Below are 21,821 nucleotides of genomic sequence, written 5' to 3'. Positions count from 1 at the left end.
CAGGAGGAAGGACGTCTCCCATGACCCAAACTCTTCACAGCCCCAGTTGGTCTGAACCAGACCGGCCTGAGGCTGCCCTGTCGCCGTTCAAACGCTTCGCGGCACTTCCTGAGGCTTCGGGGCTCTACAACCCGGACAATGAGAAGGACGCCTGCGGCCTGGCCATCATCGCCACCCTTCGCGGTGAACCCGGCTACGACATCGTTGATGCCGCCCTGACGGCCCTCCGTAACCTCGAACACCGCGGTGCCGTTGGCGCCGACGAGGGCACGGGCGACGGCGCCGGCCTCCTGATGCAGATTCCGGACGAATTTTTCCGCGCTGTCACCGAATTTGAGCTCCCTGCTCCCGGGCAGTACGCCGCGGGCACAGCATTCCTGCCGGCCGAGGCCCGTGAGGCTGAAGCTGCCAAGGCTGGAATCGAAAGCCTTGCCGCAGATGAAGGGCTGACCGTCCTGGGCTGGCGCGAGGTACCGATCGTGGCCGACCTGGTGGGCGCCATGGCCCGCGCCTGCATGCCCTATTTTTCCCAGCTGTTCCTTGCCTCGGCAACCGGCGAACACCTGGAACGCAACGACCTGGACGCCAAGGCCTGGCGGATCCGCAAGCGCGCGCAGAATAAGTTTGGCGTGTACTTCCCGTCGCTGTCCTCCCGAACCATCGTCTACAAGGGAATGCTGACCACCGCGCAGCTGGAGCCGTTTTACCCGGACCTTTCGGACAAGCGGTTCAAGACCAAACTGGCGATTGTGCACTCCCGCTTCTCCACCAATACCTTCCCGTCGTGGCCGCTGGCGCAGCCGTTCCGGACTATCGCCCACAATGGCGAGATCAACACGGTTAAGGGCAACCGCAACTGGATGCGCGCCCGCCAGTCCCAGCTGGCCAGTCCGTTGCTGGGGGACGCTCCCGAGGAGCTCTTCCCGATCTGCACGCCTGGTGCCTCTGACTCTGCGTCCTTCGATGAAGTTGCCGAATTGCTCTGGCTGTCCGGCCGTCCCATCACGCACGCCATCATGATGATGATCCCCGAGGCCTGGGAAAACCACGCCACGATGGATCCTGCACGCCGCGCCTTCTACGAATACCACTCCCTCCTGATGGAGCCGTGGGACGGGCCTGCTGCTGTTTCCTTCACCGACGGCAACCTCGTGGGCGCCACACTGGACCGCAACGGGCTCCGTCCGGGCCGGTACTGGATCACCGAAGACGGCCTGATTGTCTTCGCCTCGGAAGTTGGCGTCATCGACGTCGAACCCTCCAAGGTAGTCAAAAAGGGCCGGGTTTCGCCGGGCAGGATGTTCCTGGTCGACACCGATGCCGGCCGCATCATCAGCGACGCCGAGGTTAAGGCCGAGGTTGCAGCTGCGAACCCGTGGGCCGAGTGGGTCGCGGAAAACCTCATTGACCTCAAGGACCTGCCGGAACGCGAGCACGTTGTGCACACCGCGGCCTCGGTCAACATCCGCCAGCGCACCTTCGGCTACACCACGGAAGAACTGCGGATCCTCCTGGGTCCGATGGCCCGCACCGGTGCCGAGCCGTTGGGCGCCATGGGTTCGGACACTCCCGTTGCCGTCCTCTCCAAGCGCCCGCGGTTGCTCTTTGACTACTTTGTGCAGTCGTTTGCACAGGTCACCAATCCACCGCTGGACGCCATCCGGGAGGAACTGGTCACGTCCCTGACGTGTGCCATCGGACCTAACGGCAACCTGCTGGACACCAACCAGGTTAGGCAGCCGCAGGTTTCGCTGCCCTTCCCGGTGATCAATAACGATCAGCTGGCGAAGATCGCCAATATCGAAAACGCCGACGGCGACCGCGTCGCCATGAAGGTCCGCGGCCTCTACCGTCCCGAAGGCGGCGAGGCAGCCCTGCGGGCCCGGCTCACGGAAATCTGCGAGCAGGTGTCCGGAGCGATCAACCGCGGTGTCCAGTACATCGTCCTGTCGGACCGTGACTCCAGCGCCCAGTGGGCACCTATCCCTTCGCTGCTGCTGGTCAGCGCGGTGCACCACCACCTTCTGCGCAGCGCCAACCGCACCAAGACGGCCCTGGTCGTGGAGGCGGGCGACGTCCGCGAGACGCACCATGTCGCGGTCCTGATCGGTTACGGCGCCTCGGCAGTGAACCCGTACCTGGCCATGGAATCCGTGGAACAGCTGATCGCGTGCGGTGACGTCACTGGTGTCACGCCGCAGGATGGCGTCTACAACCTCATCAAGGGCCTCGGCAAGGGCGTCCTGAAGATCATGTCCAAGATGGGCATCTCCACCGTGGCCTCCTACACCGGCGCGCAGACCTTCGAAGCCCTCGGTCTCGGCCAGGAACTGGTGGACGAGTTCTTCTCCGGCACCCACTCCCAGCTGGGCGGCGTCGGCCTCGATGTCATCGCTGCCGAGGTGCTTGCCCGGCACCGGACGGCTTACCCGGAAGACGGCATCGAGCTTCCTCACCAGCCGCTGAACAGCGGCGGGGAGTACCAGTGGCGTCGTGACGGCGAACCGCACCTGTTCAACCCGGAGACGGTTTTCCGGTTGCAGCATGCCACCCGCGAACGCCGCTATGACATCTTCAAGTCGTACACCAGGGGAGTGGACGACCAGTCCGAGAACCTGATGACCCTTCGCGGCCTGCTCAAGTTCAAGACCGGGCAGCGTCCGGCAGTCCCGCTTGAGGAAGTGGAACCCGTCTCCAGCATTGTCAAACGCTTCTCCACCGGTGCCATGAGTTACGGCTCCATCTCCAAGGAAGCGCACGAAACCCTGGCGATTGCCATGAACCGGCTGGGCGGTAAGTCCAACACCGGCGAAGGCGGCGAGGATGTGGACAGGCTTCTCGATCCCGAGCGCCGCTCCGCGGTCAAGCAGATCGCTTCCGGGCGTTTCGGCGTCACCAGCCTTTACTTGAGCAACGCCGACGACATCCAGATCAAGATGGCGCAGGGTGCCAAGCCCGGCGAGGGCGGTCAGCTGATGGCCCAAAAGGTCTACCCCTGGGTGGCCCGGACACGCCACTCAACCCCCGGCGTCGGTCTGATTTCCCCACCCCCGCACCACGACATCTACTCGATCGAGGACCTCGCGCAGCTCATTTATGATGCCAAGCGCGCCAACCCCTCGGCCCGGGTACACGTCAAACTGGTCTCCGAAGTGGGGATCGGCACGGTGGCCTCCGGTGTGACCAAGGCCAAGGCCGACGTCGTACTGGTGTCCGGCCACGACGGCGGTACCGGTGCGTCACCGCTGAACTCGCTCAAGCACGCCGGCGTCCCGTGGGAACTCGGCCTGGCCGAGACCCAGCAGACCCTGATGCTCAACGGCCTGCGCGACCGCGTGGTGGTGCAGGTGGACGGCCAGCTCAAGACCGGCCGTGATGTCGTTATCGCTGCCCTCCTGGGTGGCGAGGAATTCGGCTTCGCTACTGCGCCGCTGGTGGTTTCCGGCTGCATCATGATGCGCGTCTGCCACCTGGACACGTGCCCTGTTGGCGTAGCCACTCAGAACCCGGAGCTGCGCTCCAGGTTCAATGGCAAGCCCGAATTCGTGGTCAACTTCTTTGAATTCCTGGCCGAAGAGGTCCGCGAGATCCTCGCCGAACTCGGGTTCCGGAGCATCGAAGAGGCAATCGGCCACGCCGAGGTGCTGGATACCCGTGAAGCGATCAACCACTGGAAGGCCGAAGGGCTGGACCTGGATCCGATCCTGCACGGGCTCGAATTCGATGATGACGCCCCCTTGCGGAACCTGACCACCCAGAACCACGAGCTGGACAAGCACTTTGACCAGCGACTCATCAGCATGTCCACCGAGGCCCTCACGGACCGCAGTCCTGTGCGGATCCAGGTTGACGTGATCAACACGGACCGCTCGGTGGGTACCATGCTGGGCCACGTGGTGACCAAGACGTTCGGCACAGACGTACTGGCAACCGACACCATCGATATCACCCTCAACGGCACGGCCGGCCAGTCGCTGGGCGCCTTCCTGCCCGCAGGCATCACGCTGCGGCTCTTCGGCGATTCGAACGATTACGTGGGCAAGGGCTTGTCCGGCGGACGGATTATCGTCCGCCCGGACCGTAGCAACGTCTTCGCCGCTGAGCGTAACGTTATTGCCGGCAACGTCATCGGCTACGGTGCCACCAGCGGTGAGTTGTTCCTCCGCGGCCAGGTGGGCGAACGCTTCCTGGTGCGCAACTCCGGCGCCACTGCCGTCGTCGAAGGCATTGGTGACCATGGTTGCGAATACATGACCGGCGGGCAGACCCTGATCATTGGACGGACGGGCCGCAACTTCGGTGCCGGTATGTCCGGCGGAACAGCCTATGTCCTGGACCTGCAGGAAACGAAGGTCAACAAGGACGCGCTGCAGTCCGGCGAACTACAGCTCCGCGAACTTGACGCCGAGGACCGTGACATCGTGCACGGCCTGCTGGTCAAGCACGTTGAGGAAACCGAGTCCGCCCTGGCGGCGCAGCTGTTGGAGAACTTCGACGACACTGCTGCCCGTCTTACCAAGGTATTGCCGCGGGACTACGCGGCCGTGCTTCAAACACGGCTTGACGCCATCGCAGAGGGCCTGGACCCCGATGGCGAAGAAGTCTGGTCTCGAATCCTGGAGGTAACCGGTGGCTGATCCACGCGGATTTCTCAAAGTACGTCAGCGCGAAACCCAGCCGCGGCGTCCTGTTCCCGTCCGCATCATGGACTGGAAGGAAGTGTATGAAGCGCAGGAGAAGGGTGTCCTGAGGAGCCAGGCCGGCCGCTGCATGGACTGCGGCGTTCCCTTCTGCCACCAGGGGTGCCCGCTGGGTAACCTCATTCCCGAGTGGAATGACCTGATGTGGCGGGACAAGGGCCAGGAAGCAATTGAGCGGCTGCATGCCACCAACAACTTCCCTGAGTTCACCGGCCGGCTTTGCCCGGCACCCTGCGAGGCGTCCTGCGTGCTGGGGATCAACCAGCCCGCAGTAACCATCAAGCAGGTGGAGAACTCGATCATTGACGAGGCTTACGACAACGGCTGGGTGTACCCGTTGCCGCCCGCGCGGCTTACCGGCAAGACCGTCGCCGTGGTCGGCTCCGGCCCGGCAGGGCTGGCAGTGGCACAGCAGCTCACCCGGGTTGGACACACCGTCGCCGTGTACGAACGGGACGACAAAATCGGTGGCCTGCTCCGTTACGGCATTCCCGATTTCAAGATGGAAAAGGAGTTGGTGGACCGGCGTGTCGAGCAGATGAAGGCCGAAGGCACCCGTTTCCGTACGGGTGTCGCGGTAGGCACCGACGTCACCTGGGAACAGCTGCGCCGGCGCTACGATGCAGTGGTGGTAGCCACCGGAGCAACCATTCCGCGTGACTTGCCTATCCCCGGCCGCGAACTGGACGGTGTGCACTTTGCAATGGATTACCTGGTTCCTGCCAACCGCATGGTTGCCGGGGAGGCCGTGCCGGACCTGATTGATGCCCGCGGCAAGCACGTGGTGATCCTCGGCGGCGGCGATACCGGTGCTGACTGCCTGGGAACAGCACACCGGCAGCAGGCTGCCTCGGTCACCACGCTGGCTATCGGCCAGCAGCCTCCGGCCGAGCGTGCCGCCCACCAGCCGTGGCCGACGTTCCCCACGCTGTTCGAAATGGCCAGCGCACACGAGGAAGGCGGCGAACGCACCTACCTGGCGTCTACGGTCGAGTTCGTAGGCGAGAACGGCAAGCTGACCGGCGTCAAGGTGGCCGAGACGGAGTTCGTGGACGGCAAACGGCTCCCCAAGGCAGGAACGGAACGCATCATTCCCGCGGACCTCGTCTTCCTGTCGCTGGGCTTCACCGGTGCTGAGCCTTCGGGCATCACCGAGCAGGTCAACGCAGAATTCGATGGCCGCGGCAACGTGTGGCGGGACCGCTCCTACATGACCAACACCGAAGCTGTCTTCGTTGCCGGTGATGCCGGACGCGGACAGTCCCTCATTGTGTGGGCCATCGCCGAGGGCCGGGCGTGTGCCTCCGCCGTCGATAAGTTCCTGATGGGCAGCACCATTCTGCCCGCACCGGTTGCCCCGTCCGACCGTGCGATCGCCGTTCTTTAGGCATCGATCGCTGACCGGAAGTTCACTTCAAAGTCAACTCAACAAAAGCACCAGACCATTAGGGTAGGTATATGAGACGCGCAAAGATTGTGGCCACCTTCGGGCCAGCCATTGCCAGCTATGAGAACACGCTTGCAGTTCTTGAGGCGGGGGTAGACGTTGCCCGCATGAACATGAGCCACGGTGATTACACCGTCCATGATTCAACGTATGAAAACGTCCGGCGTGCCGCCGGCGAGCTGGGCCGCCCCGTCGCGCTCATGGCAGACCTGCAGGGCCCCAAGATCCGGCTGGGCCGCTTCGTGGATGGCCCGCACGCCCTGAGCGTTGGCGACATCTTCACGATCACCACCGAAGACGTTCCCGGCACGCAGGAGATCTGCTCCACCACGCTGAAGAGCCTCACCCAGGACGTCAACGTGGGAGATGCCCTGCTGATCGACGACGGCAAGGTGGCCATGCGTGCCATCGAGGTCGACGACGTCAAGGTGGTTGCCGAGGTAACCGTTGGCGGCATGGTGTCCAACAACAAAGGCATCAACCTTCCCGGCGTAGCCGTCAACGTGCCGGCACTGAGTGAAAAGGACGAGGACGATCTCCGCTGGGCCATGCGCCGCGGCGTTGACCTCGTGGCACTTTCCTTCGTTCGTGATGCATCGGACATTGTCCGCGTGCACGAGATCATGGACGAAGAAGGCCGCCGTGTTCCGGTGATCGCCAAGATCGAGAAGCCGCAGGCCGTTGAGCAGCTGCACGAAATCATCGACGCCTTTGACGCCATCATGGTGGCGCGTGGTGACCTCGGTGTTGAGCTCCCGCTCGAAGAGGTGCCGATCGTCCAGAAGCGCGCCATCGAACTGGCCCGCCGCTGGGCCAAGCCGGTCATCGTGGCCACCCAGGTGCTGGAGTCCATGATCGATAACCCGCGTCCCACGCGTGCCGAGGCCTCGGACTGCGCAAACGCGGTGCTCGACGGTGCGGATGCGGTTATGCTGTCCGGCGAGACCAGCGTCGGCAAATACCCGATCGAGACCGTCAAGGTCATGGGCCGGATCATCGAGTCCACGGAGAAGCACGGCCTTGAGCGCGTCCCTCCGCTGGGCACCAAGCCCAAGACCCGTGGCGGCGCCATCACCCGGGCCGCCGTCGAGATCGCCGATCAGCTGGACGCAAAGTACATCTGTACCTTCACCCAGTCCGGTGATTCTGCCCGCCGGCTGTCCCGTCTGCGGCCGATCAAGCCGGTGTTCGCCTTCACCCCGGTGGAGCAGGTCTGGAACCAGCTGGCTCTTACCTGGGGCATCCAGCCGGTGCTGGTCCCGATGGTTGGCCACACCGACGAAATGACGGCTCAGGTCGACCGCAGCCTGTTGGAGATGGACCTGGTGGAGGACAACGACCTCGTTGTTATCGCTGCCGGTTCCCCTCCCGGAAAGGCCGGTTCCACCAACTCGCTGAAGGTCCACAAGGTAGGCGATCTCGCTGACACCTCCCGCACGGGCGAAGCCGTGGTGAACCGGGAGAAGCTCGGCCCCTGGCCGGAAAAGAAGAGCAAGGTAACTGCCGGACCGGTTTCCTAGTCCGGACGCGCACCAAGAGAAAGCCCTCCGCGGGATATCCGCGGAGGGCTTTCTCTTGTGTTTGGTGGTTCAGCTTGCCGAAACCCGGAATCCGGTGGTTGAGCTTGCCGAAACCCGGTGGTCGAGCCTGTCGAGACCTAGTTGACCTGGTTGATGATCGTCTCGGCGACTTCACGCATGCTGAGGCGCCGGTCCATGGAGGTCTTCTGAATCCAACGGAACGCTTCCGGCTCGGTCAGGCCCATCTTGGTGGTGAGCAGGCTCTTGGCACGCTCTACGAGCTTGCGGGTGGCGAACTGTTCCTGAAGATCCGAAACCTCGGATTCGAGTGCCTTGATCTCCTCGTGGCGGGACAGCGCGATCTCCAGCGCCGGAATCAGGTCTGCCGGGGTGAACGGCTTGACCACATACGCCATGGCGCCGGCATCCCGGGCGCGTTCAACGAGTTCCTTCTGGCTGAACGCCGTCAGCAGGACCACGGGGGCAATGCGTGCTTTGACGATTTTTTCGGCCGCGGTGATGCCATCCATGACGGGCATCTTAACGTCCATGAGGACCAGGTCCGGCTTGAGCTCTTCGGCCAACTGCACTGCCTTCTCGCCGTTGTCGGCCTCGCCGACAACGTCGTAGCCCTCGCCCCGGAGGATTTCGATAATGTCCAGGCGGATCAGGGTTTCATCTTCCGCCACAACAACGCGGCGCGCCGGCTGGGACGTGGACGTGGACTCCGTCGATTCGGTCACGGGATCTCCTTGGAAGGTACGGCGGGAACATCACTATCTTAGTTGTGCCCGCGGCTTTGCTTGATCGGATGGTCAATTGCGGCGGCACTGACGCGATTCTGGAATTCAGCCTATCTGCATGTAGAGTAATTCCGCGCACTGGAGCAGATCGCGTCGGCCACAATAAGCTGTGAGCGGACGGTTATGCTGGTGGTGCAAAGCCCGAGTGGCGGAATTGGCAGACGCGCCGCACTCAAAATGCGGTATCGAAAGGTGTGTGGGTTCGAGTCCCACCTCGGGCACGGCATACCCCCTCGTCAGAGGGGGCTTTTGCTTTAACGTGTGTACAGAGCTTGCCGTGGCGTCTCTCCGACGCCGGATGCGCCGGCTTTGACCCGGTGGCCCGTGGGCTCAGTGCGAGCGCACTGAACGCGAATGGCAACCAGCTCCCCCCGGTGACCGGCCCAGCTCATGACAGGATCGTACGAGGCACAATTCGGGTGGCCAGGTTCTGCGCGCCTTAGGTCTCTTCTCAGCGTGCAGACCCAAGCCGGCAGAGGTCCTGACTGCTCACGCTCCAGTTGGCGCCAAGGCCACCAACGCAACGTGCGCTGGCATCACTACAAGAAGACAAACGCGACTGCGCATTACGCGGGCTTGGCGTAGGAGGCCGCGCTCATAATTTCATACCCCACGAAGGTCTCGTCGTTTTCAACCCACGCATCGTGGCCCGGCGGGATCGCGTAGGCGTCACCGGGGTGGATCGTGGTGGTAGTCCCGTCTTCCAACTGGACTGTGAGTGTGCCGGCGGTGCAGAAGCCCAGATGGTTGTTTTGGCAGCTGTCCGTGTGGACTACCGTCTTGACGGTCTCGGACCAACGCCAGCCCGGCTCGAAGGTGAATCTTCCCAGCGTGGTGCCGCCAATGTTGACGACGTCGACCTCTGTTTTCGGGGGGCGGCGCTTTTCGTCCGGTTCGCTGAAAGACTTTGTTTCCAGATTTGTGACAGTTACTGCAGGCATTTTCAGTTCTCCTCAACAGGGAGCGGGTCCAACTGTTCTTCCGGAGGCGCGTTTTTGTGCTCCGGGAATGCAGGTCCGGCGGTGCCCGGGACGGCGTGCCGCGAAGGGCTGCACCGAAGGTGCGACTGTATTCTCAGGTTGCTCTCGGCATGAAGCGCTGTCAATAAGGGCTGAATTCGCTGTAGCCTTCCTGCCATGGACGACAAGTCGAAATTCCGCATCCTTCTGGAGGAGGAACGGGACCGCAAGCATGCCCTTTTGAAGGCGCTGCGCCGGGACATCAGCTCCGTCAGTGCTGCCCGGGAGAACTCGAACGTTGACGACGAGCATGACCCGGAAGGCAGCACCATCGCTTTTGAACTGTCCCAGGCAGGCGCCCTGCTGGAGCAAAGCCGGTCGGGGCTGGAGCAAATCGAAAGCGCACTCGCCCGGATCGACGAGGGAAGCTATGGCCTCTGCGTGGTGTGCCGGAGCCCTATCGGCGAGGGCCGCCTCGAAGCCCGTCCCTGGACGCCGTTTTGCATCGCGCATGCTTCCGAAGCATCACGGCAGCGGCGATAGCGCCCTCCCTGAGGCTCCGCTCATTGCGGTGGCTGGCCTGACCATTCCTTGCCTGCCCAGGGATCGTAATTGGCAACGAGTTCCTCCTGCGGCGGCCGCTCTGACTCCGGGACGTGCTGCAGGTTCACCCTTACCCGGTACCACAGCGAACTGGAGCCGCGCATCCCGTCCACCAGCACGTCGGCCGGATGCAGGGCAGGAACGACGTCGGAATGCCGGGACTTCCACTCCTCAAGGGCTGCGAGCGCCTCGGGTTTGGTCTTGGTACGGGCAACCTCGATGAGCGGCATCACCGACTGCCGGCGGCCCGAGCCGTCGCCGCTGCGCGGTGGTTTCTCGTCGGGGCCAAGTTCGGCTGCCAACGCGAGTAGCCCGTCCAATGAACCGGGGGCCTCGTCGATCCCCGCGTGCGCGTCGCCGAGGTCGGCGAAGCGTTCCGGCACTGTCAGCACCGTGAACTGCTCAGGCCGGGCGGAGCGGACTTCATCCCACGTGAGCGGAGTTGAAACCCGGGCGTCGGGCAGCGGCCGCACAGAATAGGCGGAAGCCACGGTACGGTCCTTGGCGTTCTGGTTGAAGTCGACGAATACACTCTCGCCGCGCTCCTCCTTCCACCACCGCGCGGTGGCCAGGCCAGGAGCGCGGTTCTCGACTTCGCGGGCGAGCGTTTCGGCGGCGAGCCGCACCTCGCGGTAGGACCACTGCGGCGAGATCCGCACCAGGATGTGAAGCCCGCGGGAGCCGCTCGTCTTCGGCCACCCCACCAGCCCGACGTCCTCGAGCACCTCACCCGCGACGTAGGCGACGTCGACGATCTGCGACCAGCCGACTCCCGGCATGGGATCAAGGTCCACCCGGAGCTCGTCGGGGTGCTCGAGGTCCTCCGCGCGCACAGGATGTGGATTAAGGTCCAGGCAACCAAGATTCACCACCCAGGCCAGGCCAGCAGCATCGCGGATCACGGCTTCCTCGGCGGACGTGCCCGAGGCGTAGTGCAGCGTCGCAGTGTCGATGAAATCCGGATGGGCTTCGGGCACACGCTTCTGAAAAAACGGTTCAGTGCCGATGCCTTTTGGAAAGCGTTTGAGCACCATCGGCCGGCCGCCTGCCCCACGCAAGGCACCCTCCGCGACAGCGAGGTAGTAGTGAACCAGATCGAGCTTCGTCAGGCCGGCCTCGGGGAACACCACCTTGTCCGGGCTTGAGACGCGCACCTCAGAGCCGGCAATGTCCAGGATCTCGGCCGGGGTCTTCGAGGGGCTCATGCCGCCACGCTAGCAACGATCGGATGCCCCGGCCAGACCTGCTGCGCTACAACCGCCGGTTCGAAGACGGCAGCGCTACTCCGCCGGGGGCCGCTGCCGCTGGCGTTTGGTTGCTGAGCGCTGTTGCTTTGCGGCGAGGTGCCGCCGTTTCGAACCCCGGGTGGGTTTGGTCGGGCGGCGCGCGGCTGCCTCGGGGGCAAGCCCCTCAGCGATGAGCTCCGCAAGTTTGCGCAAGGCTATTTCTCGGTTTCGGAGCTGAGACCGGTTTTCCGAGGCCGTAACGGTGACCGTGCCGGCAAGCAGGCGACGGCCAAGGCGCGCCATCAACCGGGCACGCTGCTCGTCGGAGAGCACCGCAGAGCCTGCCACGTTCCAGGACAGCTCGGCCCGGGTGTCCGAGGTGTTCACGTGCTGGCCGCCGGGGCCGGAAGAGCGGGAGAAACGCCAGCTCAGCTCCACCGCGGGAATCGTGAGCTCAGGCGATACCTCCAGGTCCATTCATCAAGTGTGGCACGAAGGTAGACCTTGGACTCTGGCAAACCAGCGGCGAACCGGCCGCAGGCCTGCAGAAGATGGGCGGCGAACATGCCGCGAACGTGTCAAGATCAGCTATGTCCAACCGCCTGATGCTGCTCGATACCGCGTCCCTGTACTTCCGTGCTTTCTACGGCCTTCCGGATACGCTCCGCCGCTCCGATGGCACCCCCGTAAATGCCGTCCGCGGTCTGCTGGACATGATCGCCCGCCTGGTCACGGACTATGACGCCACCCATCTCATTGCCTGCTGGGACAACGACTGGCGGCCGCAGTGGCGGGTGGACCTCCTTCCGAGCTACAAGATGCACCGCGTCAGTGAGGCACTATCCGACGCCCCGGATGTGGAAGTGGTCCCCGACGCCCTGGACGCGCAACTTCCCATGATCCGGCGGATCCTGGATCTCGCGGGTATCGCCGTTGTGGGGGCTGCTGAGCATGAGGCCGACGACGTCATTGGCACCTACGCGAGCCACGCCCGGATGCCGGTGGACGTTGTGACGGGAGACCGCGATCTCTTCCAGGTGGTCAACGACGACCGCGGGGTGCGGGTGATCTATACAGCGCGTGGCATGAGGAACCTCGAAGAGGTGACTGACGCCGTCGTGGTGGGGAAGTACCGGGTGCTGCCGGAGCAGTATGCTGACTACGCCACGCTCCGCGGCGACGCCTCGGACGGCCTGCCCGGAGTCGCCGGCATTGGCGAGAAGACTGCGGCTTCCTTGCTCGCCGATCATGGAACCCTTGATTTCCTGCTGGAAGCGGTGGCGGATCAGGGAAGCGGGCTGCCGCGTTCCTTGCGGTCCAAGCTTGTTGCCGCCGCTGGCTATCTCGAGGTGGCACCCGCCGTCGTCAGGCTTGTCCGGGACCTGGCACTGCCCTCGCTGGAGGAGGCCGGAGCGGAACTGCACCCGGTGAAGGGCGGACCGCGTCAGGAGCTTGAGCGGCTGGCCGTTGAATGGAACTTGGGCAGCTCGGTGAAACGGCTGCTCAAGGCGCTGGATGATCGCTAAGCTGGTGCCACCCAATAATCAGCCTGCTGATGAAAAGGAGTGTGGGTGCCATGCCAAAAACCGGCAGGAATAACCACGCAGTGAAAAGCGAGCTGCCCTCCACCCTGCAGCGTTCTGACCGTAAGGCGCAGAACACATTCGCCAAAACCTACGATTCCGCGCTTGAGTCCTACGACAACGACGAACAGCGGGCTGCCCGGGCGGCCTACGCTTCGCTCAAGCACAGCTATGAGAAGGTTGGCGATCACTGGGAGCCAAAAGAGGATCGCGGGCCTTCGGACAAGCGTGCCGAGGGCGGCGCAGCGTCCAAGGCGCCCACCGCCGGAGGTGTGGACGCGAACGCGTCGAAGGAGCACTTGTATCAGCGTGCCAAGGAACTGGACATCAAGGGCCGCTCAACCATGACCAAGGACCAACTGGTCAAGGCGCTGCAGAAGGCCAACGATGCTGCCACCCGCAAGGCACGCGGCAACTGATCCGGGCTGCGGCACAACAGGAGATCGACGGATCAAACGGCAAAGGTGCCTGACCGGCGTCGGATAACCCGGCAGGCGGCTGTTGCCAGCACAATGGATGGGTGACATCTCCCATGGACCCCGCCCCGCACGCTGCCTTGACGGGCGAAGACTTTGACCTTGGCGTTATTGGCAGGGGCCTGGCATTCGCGTCCTCACTGCGGGACCTTGAGCTGTCGCTGCAATCAGGTGGTCCCTCAGCCGCAGTAGTGGTGCAGGCACCACCGGGTACCGGCAAAACCACCCTGGTTCCGCCGCTTCTTGCCAACAGCACGGCCAGGTCCGGCCAACAGCGGGTGGTGGTTACCCAGCCGCGGCGGGTGGCTGTGCGCGCTGCGGCACGGCGGCTTGCCTTCCTGGACGGGAGCCAGCTTGGCGGGCGCGTTGGCTACTCAGTGCGTGGCGAGCGCAAGTCGGGCCCCAATATCCTCGTGGAGTTTGTTACCCCCGGGATCCTGCTGCGCCGGCTACTGGCGGACCCCGGCCTGGAATCCACTGCCGCAGTCATCCTGGATGAGGTTCACGAGCGCGGACTGGAAACGGACCTGCTTCTTGGCCTGCTCGGCGAGGTCCGTGAGCTCCGAGGCGATCTGATCCTTGTGGCGATGTCCGCCACCCTGGACGCGCCCCGCTTCGCCGCGCTGCTGGGGACCCGAAGCGCAGAAACTGCAGGAAGAGCGGAAACAACAACAGCAGATCACGACGGCGGCAGGCCAGCTCCCGTCGTCGACTGCCCTTCCGCCCTGTACCCCCTCGATGTCCAGTGGGAACCCGCTCGCGCTCCCCGGTTGGACGCCAGGGGAGTGACGCGCGACTTCCTCAACCACGTGGCGGACACCGCAGCGGCAGCACACGGCCGGGCGCTCACTGGCAGCCCGGCCTCTGACGCCCTGGTGTTCGTCCCGGGAGCGCGGGAAGTACAGCACGTTGCGGCGCGGCTCCGCGGCCGCCTGGGTTCCGCCGTCGAAATCCTCGAACTCCATGGCCAGGCCAGCCCTGCCGAACAGGACCGCGCCGTGTCCGGACGCACGCCGGGGGAGCCGCCCCGGATCATCGTCTCCACCGATCTTGCGGAATCGTCGCTGACTGTTCCCGGCGTTCGGCTGGTCATCGACTCCGGGCTGTCCCGGGAGCCGCGGCGGGATGCCAGCCGCGGCATGTCCGGCCTGGTCACCGTCTCCTGTTCGCGGGCTTCGGCGGAACAACGTGCCGGACGGGCTGCCCGCCAGGGCCCGGGTACGGCCGTGCGGTGTTACGACCAAAGGACGTATGGATCGGCGCCTGCCCATGTCACCCCGGAAATTGCCGTGGCAGACCTGACCAGTGCGGCGCTGATCCTGGCCTGCTGGGGCACGCCCGGCGGGCAGGGCCTTAATTTTCCTGACGCGCCGCCCCCTTCGGCCATGGCAGATGCCGTTGAGATTCTTCGTGAACTGGGGGCCATCAGGGCCGATGGCGCAGCTACTGGCCTTGGCCAGGCTCTGGCCAGGATCCCGGCGGATCCGCGCCTTGCCCGCGCGCTGCTCGATGGTGCGGCGTCCGTCGGCGCTCGCCGTGCCGCGGAAGCGGTCGCCCTGGTGGCCGGGGACCAGCGCGCCCCCGGAGCCGATCTGCCACGGCTGGTCGCGTCACTTCGCGCCGGCAAGGACCCCGCATCCCGGCGCTGGGCAGAAGAAGTCCGTCGTCTTGAGACCATGGCACGCCAGGAGGCTCCCGGCGTCGCAGATTCTGTTTCTCCTGAACGTACCGCCGGAGAATCCGTTCCGGACAGGGAAGCGGTGGGCGCTGTCGTCGCACTCGCGTTCCCGGACCGGGTTGCACGCCGCGTTTCCGGCGGCGGTCAGGAGAGTTACCTGCTGTCCTCGGGAACGCGCGCCGGGCTGCCTGCCGGCAGCAGCCTCACCGGTCATGAATGGTTGGCGGTAGCTGACGTATCGCGAGCGCAGGGGCGCGATGCCGCAGGAACAGGAGCCGTGATCCGTGCGGCCGCACCCATTTCGCTGGAGACCGCACAAGCGGCTGCCCGGGAGCTTGTGACCGACGCCGTCGAAGCCCGCTTCAGTCAGGGCCGCGTCACCGCACAACGTGTCCGGCGGCTGGGCGCCATCGTGCTGGCCTCCACCTCCGTCAAGCCTTCGCCGGAGGAAGGCCGTGCAGCGGTGGCGGCTGCACTCCTGAAGGAGGGCCTGGACGTCATTGGCTGGTCGACGGCGGCAGATGCCTTGCGGCGGCGCCTGGCCTTTATCCGTGGTGAGCTGGGGGAACCGTGGCCGGACGTCTCTGACAGGGCCCTGCTGGGACGGCTGGACGAGTGGCTGGCCCCGGAGCTGGCGGCCATGGCCAGTGGGGCGCCGACGGGCAGCATCGACCTTGCGGATCCGCTGCGGAGGCTCCTGCCTTGGCCGGAGGCCGGCCGGCTGGCGGAGCTCGCCCCGGAGCGCCTCCAGGTGCCCAGTGGCACCCGTGCCGCCGTCATCTACCCGGCAATGGAGGATTACCGGCCCGCTGATGGATCCGCGGATCCTGCTCATTCCCCGCACGACGCCGGCCGTCCCGTTGTGGCCGTCAAGCTGCAGGAGTGTTTCGGGCTGGCAGAGACGCCGCGCCTTGTGGACGGACGCGTGCCCGTACTCTTCCACCTGCTCTCGCCCGCGCGCCGGCCGCTGGCCGTAACTGATGACCTGACATCCTTCTGGTCCGGACCCTATACGCAGGTACGGGCCGAGATGCGCGGGCGCTACCCCCGGCATCCCTGGCCGGAGGACCCCTGGACGGCGCCGGCAACCGCACGGACCAAAGGTCGCAAATAGCCCGGTTCCAGGGAAGCTCAACTACGGACCGAAGTCGCGTGAGATGTTCGATACACGATGGAAACCTCACGTCGATGCCCTGAAACATGGCAGGGCTAGGCTGATCAGCACCTGGACAAAGAAGTCCTCCACTGACCTGAAAGGACGTAAAGATGTTTCTCCTGAACACCCGTAACCTTTTGCTTGATTCCGACTCCAATGACGAGAGCCGCTCCTTTGGCTCCGGTACGGCCACAACGAACTTTCCTGAGGGGCAGCTGACCTCCGCAGCCTGGGAAGGCTGGTGGCACGAAAACGCCTCCTAGTCCCGTCCAGTCCAAGACTCCCCGCCCGGTCGGCAGAGTTGCCGGCCGGGCGGGATCCAACGTCAGCTGTTGGCCAGGACGAAGTCCGCGGCCAACCCTGCCACTGAAGCCCCCACGTCTTCTGCGCTGCGCTTCGTGCCCGCAACGGCAAACGAATGGTCCCCGCCTGGTAGCCACTGCAGCCTGGCGGTGGGCCCGATCCGGCGCACCACGTCCTCCAGGATCTGCGGGGTGGCGAAAGTGTCTCGGCTGCCCTGCAGGAACAGCATGGGCAGGGTCAGCCCGTAGAGGTGCTCGTCCCGCACCTTCTCCGGCTTGCCCGGCGGGTGCAGCGGGTAACCCAGGTACACCAGCCCGGCAGCCTCCATCCCCTCGGCAACTGCCATAGAGGCCATGCGCCCGCCAAATGATTTGCCCGCGGCCCAGCGGGCCAACCCGGGTTCGAGCCCTTCGGCAACAGCCATGGCCGCGCGCCAGGCGGCAATGGCAACGGGCGGACGGTCCGGAAATTTCCGTCCTGCGTCCCGGTAAGGGAAATTTAACCGGAGCGTGGCGACGCCCCGGTCAGCCAGGGCTGCAGCCAAGCCGGCCATAAACGGGTGCTCCTTGCCGGCACCGGCACCGTGCGCAAGGACCAGCATGGCCACGGGTTGGCCCGGACGGAGGTAAGTGGCGGAAAGTGGCGTCTCTGCCATGGGAATGGTCAACTGCGATTCGGAAACGGGCATGCACTCATCATGCCCGTTTGGCGGCCTGCAGCTGTGCAGGAAGGTACCGCCTCCCAGTGCCGGGGTGTAGCTTGTCATCATGGCGAGTGAGCAGACCATCCTGACAGTCCCCGGACCACATGGTGACCGTGACGTGCGGCTTTCCAGCCCCAGCAGGGTCCTCTGGCCGGAACTGGGCCTTACCAAACTCGATCTGGCCTCTTACATGGTGGCAGTGGGCGGCCCCTTCATCGAAGCGAACGGCGACCGCCCGGTGTCGCTGCAGCGCTATTCGGAGAACGTCGACGGCGACTTCTTCTTCTCCAAGAATCCGCCCAAGGGCGCGCCGGATTTCATCCGCTCCGTCAAAGTGGTTTACCCCAGCGCCCGTTCCCATCCCCAGCTGGTGCTTGATGAGCCGGCCGCAGCCGTTTGGGCCGTGCAAATGAACACCGTCGTCTTCCACCCCTGGCCTTCGCGGACGGCCAATACGGACAATCCGGACCAGTTGCGTATCGATCTCGATCCCCAGCCCGGCACGGACTTCGACGACGCCGTTCCGGTCGCGTTTGCCCTCAGGGACGTCCTTGCAGAGGCCGGCCTGGCCACCTTTGTCAAGACGTCAGGAAACCGGGGGCTGCACGTTTTCGCTCCCGTCAAGCCGGAATATGAGTTTCTGGATGTACGGCACGCGGTCATCGCTGCCTGCCGGGAGCTGGAACGGCGGATGCCGGACAAAGTCACCACGAACTGGTGGAAGGAGGAACGCGGTACCAGGATCTTCCTGGACTTCAACCAGGCAAACCGCGACCGCACCATGGCCGGTGCCTACAGTCCACGGCCGCTCCCGCACGCCCCGGTCTCGTGCCCGGTGACGTGGGATGAACTGGGCAGCACGGATCCGAAGGCATTCACTATCCTTACCGTCCCGGACAGGCTCAAATCCAGCGGCGATCCCTGGAGCGGTATGCATGAGAACCCCGGCAGCATCAGCACGCTGCTGGAGTGGTGGGACAGGGATCTCGCTGCCGGACTGGGGGAGTTGCCGTTCCCGCCGGACTACCCCAAGATGCCCGGTGAACCGCCGCGCGTGCAGCCAAGCCGCGCGAAGAAGCCGGCATAAGAGGCATATGCCGGTCCCGTCAGCATGCCGCAAGAGGCTACTCAAACCTTGAGGGGTCACCTGTTCCGCTGCGGACTACTTCGGCGGTTCCGCTTGAATAATCCACCACGGTTGTGGGCTCCGGTCCGCAGTCGCCCGAATCGACCACGGCGTCCAGCACGTGGTCCAGGCGTTCCTTGATCTCCCAGCCCTGGGTCAGCGGATCGTCCTCGTCCGGCAGCAGCAGGGTGCTGGACAGGATCGGTTCACCGAGTTCAGCGAGCAGGGCCTGCACTACCCGGTTGTCCGGAATCCTGACCCCCACGGTCTTCTTCTTGGGGTGCAGCAGGCGCCGCGGCACTTCCTTGGTGGCCGGAAGAATGAATGTATAACTGCCCGGTGTGACGGCTTTGATATGGCGGAAGACGTCGTTGCCGATATTGACGAACTGCCCCAGCTGCGCAAAGTCCTTGCAGACCAGCGTGAAATGGTGCTTGCTGTCGAGGTGGCGGATGGTGCGGATCCGGTCCAGAGCTTCCTTGTTTCCGAGTTGGGCGCCCAAGGCATAGCAGGAGTCTGTGGGATAGGCGATCAGGCCGCCGTCACGGATGATTGCTACCGCCTGCGCGATGGTGCGCGGCTGCGGATCCTGCGGATGGACATCAAAGTAACGGGCCATGCATCGAGCCTACGCCAGCCGCCTGTCCTGCAAGAACGTGTGTTGTATTGCTGATGGAAGGCTAGGCAGCCCGGCTGTACTGCGGCACGATGGTGGTGTTACACCACGAACTCCATAAACTCCCATCGACACTCATGAGCAACAGAAAACCAGGAGTCCAGCCATGACTGTTTTACTGAATCCCTACCTCGGTTTCCGCGACAACGCCCGTGACGCCATGACCTTCTACCAGGGTGTTTTTGGCGGCGACCTGGAGCTCAACACCTTCGGGGATTCCCATGCCAGCGACGATCCAGCTGAAGCGAACAAGATCATGCACGGGATGCTCACCGCCCCTAACGGAATGGTGCTGATGGGTGCAGACACCCCGAACGGCATGGAGTATTCCCCGGGAAGTGCTGTCACTATCTCGCTCAGTGGTGATGACGAAACGGCCCTGCGCGGCTACTGGGAGAAGCTTGTTTATGGCGGCAGCGTCACCGTTCCCCTGGAGACTGCCCCTTGGGGTGCAACGTTCGGAATGCTGACCGATCCGTTCGGCGTGGCCTGGATGGTCAACATCGCTGCACCTGCGGCCGGGGCTTCCGCCGCAGATACCGTCAGCTAGGGGAGCGACTGAGCCGCCGTGGAGCCGATCCTTGAGTTCCTCGGACATTACTGGTGGCTTGCTTTTCCGCTGAGCGGCGTGGTCGGCGGCTGGGCAAAGGCTTGGTCCAAGGCAGTCGAACGCCGCCATGAGCGAAGGGTCCAGCTGTATCAGCTGAAGAACCACGTGCAGGACCAGGAGCGTGCCACAGAGGCCGAGGTCGAAGCCCTGGTCACGTCCCACGATGCCGTAAACCGCCGCTGGCTGGATTATGAGCTGGATGTGGGGAAGCTGATCGACTATCCAATGATGACCGATGTCCGGGAGCCCCTGACTGTTGCTTTCCTCCGTGCTAAGCGCGACGCCGATGGCCTCCGGCCCCAGGACTCAGGCGAGCTTACGGGGCGGGCGGCGGACCGCTACCGGGAAGCCGTGCGGAATTTTGAAACCGCCTTTGACGTCGCCGAACGTGAAGCCAGACGCGTTAAAGACGTGAATTTCACCGAAGTTGAGCGGCAACGGCTTGCAACTGCACGGAAGCTGCTGAGGCTTGCCGGGGACAACGCTGCCACTCCGGCCGAGCGCCAGAGCGCCTACCGCCGCGCGCGCCGCCAACTGGATGGCCTCCTTGTACTGCCCGACGCGGCCATTGCAGCCATCGAGCAGCGGGTGGCCGGACGGCTTGACGCAGGGAACCCCGGACCCGGCGGGTCCACTGGAACTGCGCCCTGACCCTGATCACTGTTTGGGTCTGCACCTCCATGCGCGTACGATCTATAGGGTTTCACGCTGGCATCTGAACTCTACAACTCATCCTCGGTAAATTTTTGGTGAACTTGTGGCGCCTGTCAGGCGGGGGAGCGAAACCTCTGAACGTCGACTCTGCAGATGGAGCACAGGTGGATATCACCTTCATGGTGGCGCTGGTCATAGCGCTTGCACTTTTTTTCGATTTCACCAACGGGTTCCACGACACCGCGAATGCGATGGCGACTCCGATTGCCACCGGCGCGATCAAGCCCAAGGCCGCCGTGACGCTCGCCGCGATCCTCAACCTGGTGGGCGCGTTCCTGTCCACGGAGGTGGCCAAGACCGTCTCCGGCGGAATCATCCGCGAAGGCAATGACGGCATCCAGATCACTCCGGACATCATTTTCGCCGGCCTGATGGGGGCGATCCTCTGGAATATGATCACCTGGCTGAAGGGACTTCCCTCAAGCTCATCGCATGCCTTGTTTGGCGGGTTGATCGGAGCCGCAATAGCGGGCATCGGTTTCCATTCGGTTAACCTCGAGACGCTGATGCAGAAAGTCATCCTGCCCGCGCTCTTCGCTCCCTTGATTGCCGCCCTGGTGGCCTACATCTGCACGCGCCTGGCCTACGCACTCACCTCGCGCCATGACCCGGAAACGGGCACCAAGCTGACCCAGAAGCGTGGCGGATTCCGCACCGGGCAGATCTTCACGTCAAGCCTGGTAGCCCTGGCCCATGGCACCAATGATGCGCAGAAGACGATGGGCATTATCACCCTTGTACTGATCGCCGCGGGCACCCAGGAGCCCGGGTCCGGCCCGCAGTTCTGGGTCATAGCGGCGTGTGCGTTCGCCATCGCCATCGGAACCTACGCAGGCGGCTGGCGCATCATCCGGACCATGGGATCGGGACTGACAGAGGTCAAGCCCGCACAGGGCTTTGCCGCCGAGGCGAGCACGGCATCTGCGATCCTTGCGTCCTCACACCTGGGCTTTGCCCTGTCCACAACGCAGGTCGCCTCCGGTTCCGTCATTGGGTCAGGGCTGGGCCGCCGAGGAACCTCAGTGCGCTGGGGAACGGCCGGCCGGATTGCACTGGGCTGGCTGTTTACCCTTCCTGCCGCCGGCGTGGTCGGCGCGTTGACCGCCCTGCTGGTGAAGACCGGCATCGTCGGCGTGGTCATTGCTGCTGTTGCCGGAAGTTCGGCGGTCCTTTACATGTTCCTGCACTCACGGAAATCGGCTGTGGGCCACCATAATGCCGTGGAGGTCGAGGAAGCCGGGGAAGCCGTCAGGTTCCAGAAGAAAAAGAAGGCACGGACAACTGGAGCAGGCACCACAGGAGGCGAAGAATAATGAAGTGGATGGAACTGCTGATCGTAGCCGGAGCCACCCTGAGCGCTGCCGTCACCGTCGTCGTCCTCTATTCCCTGGGGGTCCGGCTGACTGCGATCGCCGGCACCGTCAAGGAACAATCCCCTACCGCCTTCCGTGTCCTGGCAGGTGTGTGTTTCGGTCTCTGCGGCCTTGCCGTCCTGTTCGGCCTTTACCTGATCATTCCGTACTTCAGTAAATAGCAGG

At 64.2% G+C, this 21,821-nt stretch carries 19 protein-coding genes and 1 tRNA gene; 14 read left to right on the top strand and 6 right to left on the bottom strand.

Features of this window, described 5'->3' with window-relative positions:
* The first annotated feature begins 20 nt into the window (after positions 1-20).
* From gltB to pyk, 3 genes are all read left to right on the top strand, one after another.
* Positions 21-4,637 carry a glutamate synthase large subunit gene (gltB, locus tag AC50X5_RS11500; protein ID WP_494976235.1) on the top strand — a complete coding sequence of 1,539 codons (4,617 nt, stop codon included), beginning with the start codon at positions 21-23 and terminating at the stop codon, positions 4,635-4,637.
* Positions 4,630-6,087, top strand: coding sequence for a glutamate synthase subunit beta (locus tag AC50X5_RS11495; protein ID WP_494976234.1), 1,458 nt, complete (start codon positions 4,630-4,632; stop codon positions 6,085-6,087). The genes gltB and AC50X5_RS11495 overlap by 8 nt, the downstream gene beginning before the upstream one ends.
* Positions 6,088-6,158: 71 nt before the next feature.
* Positions 6,159-7,667, top strand: a complete 1,509-nt coding sequence (gene pyk / locus AC50X5_RS11490) for a pyruvate kinase (RefSeq protein WP_494976233.1) — start codon at positions 6,159-6,161, stop codon at positions 7,665-7,667.
* Positions 7,668-7,804: 137 nt separating this feature from the next.
* Here pyk and AC50X5_RS11485 read toward each other — a convergent pair whose 3' ends face one another.
* Entirely contained in the window at positions 7,805-8,410 is a 606-nt protein-coding gene (locus AC50X5_RS11485) for an ANTAR domain-containing response regulator (RefSeq protein ID WP_463937685.1), read from the bottom strand.
* A gap of 199 nt (positions 8,411-8,609) precedes the next feature.
* Between AC50X5_RS11485 and AC50X5_RS11480 the strand changes: the two genes are divergently transcribed.
* Positions 8,610-8,691, top strand: a tRNA-Leu gene (locus AC50X5_RS11480).
* Between the two features lie 345 nt (positions 8,692-9,036).
* On the opposite strand, the gene AC50X5_RS11475 is transcribed toward AC50X5_RS11480, so the two are convergent.
* Positions 9,037-9,411 (bottom strand): cupin domain-containing protein, encoded by a 375-nt coding sequence (locus tag AC50X5_RS11475; RefSeq protein WP_493985606.1) that lies wholly within the window; start codon positions 9,409-9,411, stop codon positions 9,037-9,039.
* A gap of 195 nt (positions 9,412-9,606) precedes the next feature.
* Between AC50X5_RS11475 and AC50X5_RS11470 the strand changes: the two genes are divergently transcribed.
* Positions 9,607-9,972, top strand: coding sequence for a TraR/DksA family transcriptional regulator (locus AC50X5_RS11470; RefSeq protein WP_494976232.1), 366 nt, complete (start codon positions 9,607-9,609; stop codon positions 9,970-9,972).
* 20 nt (positions 9,973-9,992) lie between these two features.
* Here the strand turns inward: AC50X5_RS11470 and ligD (AC50X5_RS11465) are convergent, their stop codons facing one another.
* Entirely contained in the window at positions 9,993-11,237 is a 1,245-nt protein-coding gene (gene ligD / locus AC50X5_RS11465) for a non-homologous end-joining DNA ligase (protein ID WP_494976231.1), read from the bottom strand.
* Between the two features lie 75 nt (positions 11,238-11,312).
* Positions 11,313-11,735, bottom strand: a complete 423-nt coding sequence (gene arfB / locus AC50X5_RS11460; protein ID WP_494976230.1) for an alternative ribosome rescue aminoacyl-tRNA hydrolase ArfB — start codon at positions 11,733-11,735, stop codon at positions 11,313-11,315.
* A 113-nt stretch (positions 11,736-11,848) separates the two neighbouring features.
* On the opposite strand from arfB, the gene AC50X5_RS11455 reads away from it, so the two are divergent.
* The 4 genes from AC50X5_RS11455 to AC50X5_RS11440 all read left to right on the top strand — a co-directional run bounded on the left by AC50X5_RS11455 (position 11,849) and on the right by AC50X5_RS11440 (position 16,414).
* Positions 11,849-12,784, top strand: a complete 936-nt coding sequence (locus tag AC50X5_RS11455) for a 5'-3' exonuclease (RefSeq protein WP_494976229.1) — start codon at positions 11,849-11,851, stop codon at positions 12,782-12,784.
* Positions 12,785-12,834: 50 nt separating this feature from the next.
* A complete protein-coding gene (locus AC50X5_RS11450; protein ID WP_494976228.1) occupies positions 12,835-13,260 on the top strand; it encodes a ChaB family protein in 426 nt (141 codons plus the stop codon).
* A gap of 113 nt (positions 13,261-13,373) precedes the next feature.
* Positions 13,374-16,109, top strand: a complete 2,736-nt coding sequence (gene hrpB / locus AC50X5_RS11445; protein WP_494976396.1) for an ATP-dependent helicase HrpB — start codon at positions 13,374-13,376, stop codon at positions 16,107-16,109.
* Between the two features lie 152 nt (positions 16,110-16,261).
* Positions 16,262-16,414, top strand: a complete 153-nt coding sequence (locus tag AC50X5_RS11440) for a hypothetical protein (RefSeq protein ID WP_494976227.1) — start codon at positions 16,262-16,264, stop codon at positions 16,412-16,414.
* A 62-nt stretch (positions 16,415-16,476) separates the two neighbouring features.
* Here the strand turns inward: AC50X5_RS11440 and AC50X5_RS11435 are convergent, their stop codons facing one another.
* Positions 16,477-17,142, bottom strand: coding sequence for an alpha/beta hydrolase family protein (locus AC50X5_RS11435; protein WP_494976226.1), 666 nt, complete (start codon positions 17,140-17,142; stop codon positions 16,477-16,479).
* 79 nt (positions 17,143-17,221) lie between these two features.
* Here AC50X5_RS11435 and ligD (AC50X5_RS11430) point away from each other — a divergent pair, with 79 nt between their 5' ends.
* On the top strand, positions 17,222-18,244 hold the full coding sequence (gene ligD, locus AC50X5_RS11430; protein WP_494976225.1) for a non-homologous end-joining DNA ligase: 1,023 nt from the start codon (positions 17,222-17,224) through the stop codon (positions 18,242-18,244).
* 37 nt (positions 18,245-18,281) lie between these two features.
* On the opposite strand, the gene AC50X5_RS11425 is transcribed toward ligD (AC50X5_RS11430), so the two are convergent.
* Positions 18,282-18,902, bottom strand: a complete 621-nt coding sequence (locus tag AC50X5_RS11425) for an L-threonylcarbamoyladenylate synthase (RefSeq protein WP_494976224.1) — start codon at positions 18,900-18,902, stop codon at positions 18,282-18,284.
* A 163-nt stretch (positions 18,903-19,065) separates the two neighbouring features.
* Here AC50X5_RS11425 and AC50X5_RS11420 point away from each other — a divergent pair, with 163 nt between their 5' ends.
* From AC50X5_RS11420 to AC50X5_RS11405, 4 genes are all read left to right on the top strand, one after another.
* Positions 19,066-19,509: a VOC family protein gene (locus tag AC50X5_RS11420; protein WP_494976223.1), complete on the top strand. Its 444-nt coding sequence runs from the start codon at positions 19,066-19,068 to the stop codon at positions 19,507-19,509.
* A gap of 18 nt (positions 19,510-19,527) precedes the next feature.
* Entirely contained in the window at positions 19,528-20,220 is a 693-nt protein-coding gene (locus AC50X5_RS11415) for a hypothetical protein (RefSeq protein WP_494976222.1), read from the top strand.
* 167 nt (positions 20,221-20,387) lie between these two features.
* A complete protein-coding gene (locus tag AC50X5_RS11410; protein ID WP_494976221.1) occupies positions 20,388-21,596 on the top strand; it encodes an inorganic phosphate transporter in 1,209 nt (402 codons plus the stop codon).
* Complete coding sequence (locus AC50X5_RS11405) at positions 21,596-21,817, top strand: hypothetical protein (protein WP_494976220.1); 222 nt, start codon at positions 21,596-21,598, stop codon at positions 21,815-21,817. The genes AC50X5_RS11410 and AC50X5_RS11405 overlap by 1 nt, the downstream gene beginning before the upstream one ends.
* The last annotated feature ends 4 nt before the right edge of the window (positions 21,818-21,821 follow it).

Source organism: Pseudarthrobacter sp. MDT1-40-2 (assembly GCF_059383595.1).
This window is presented reverse-complemented; position numbering and strand designations above follow the sequence as displayed.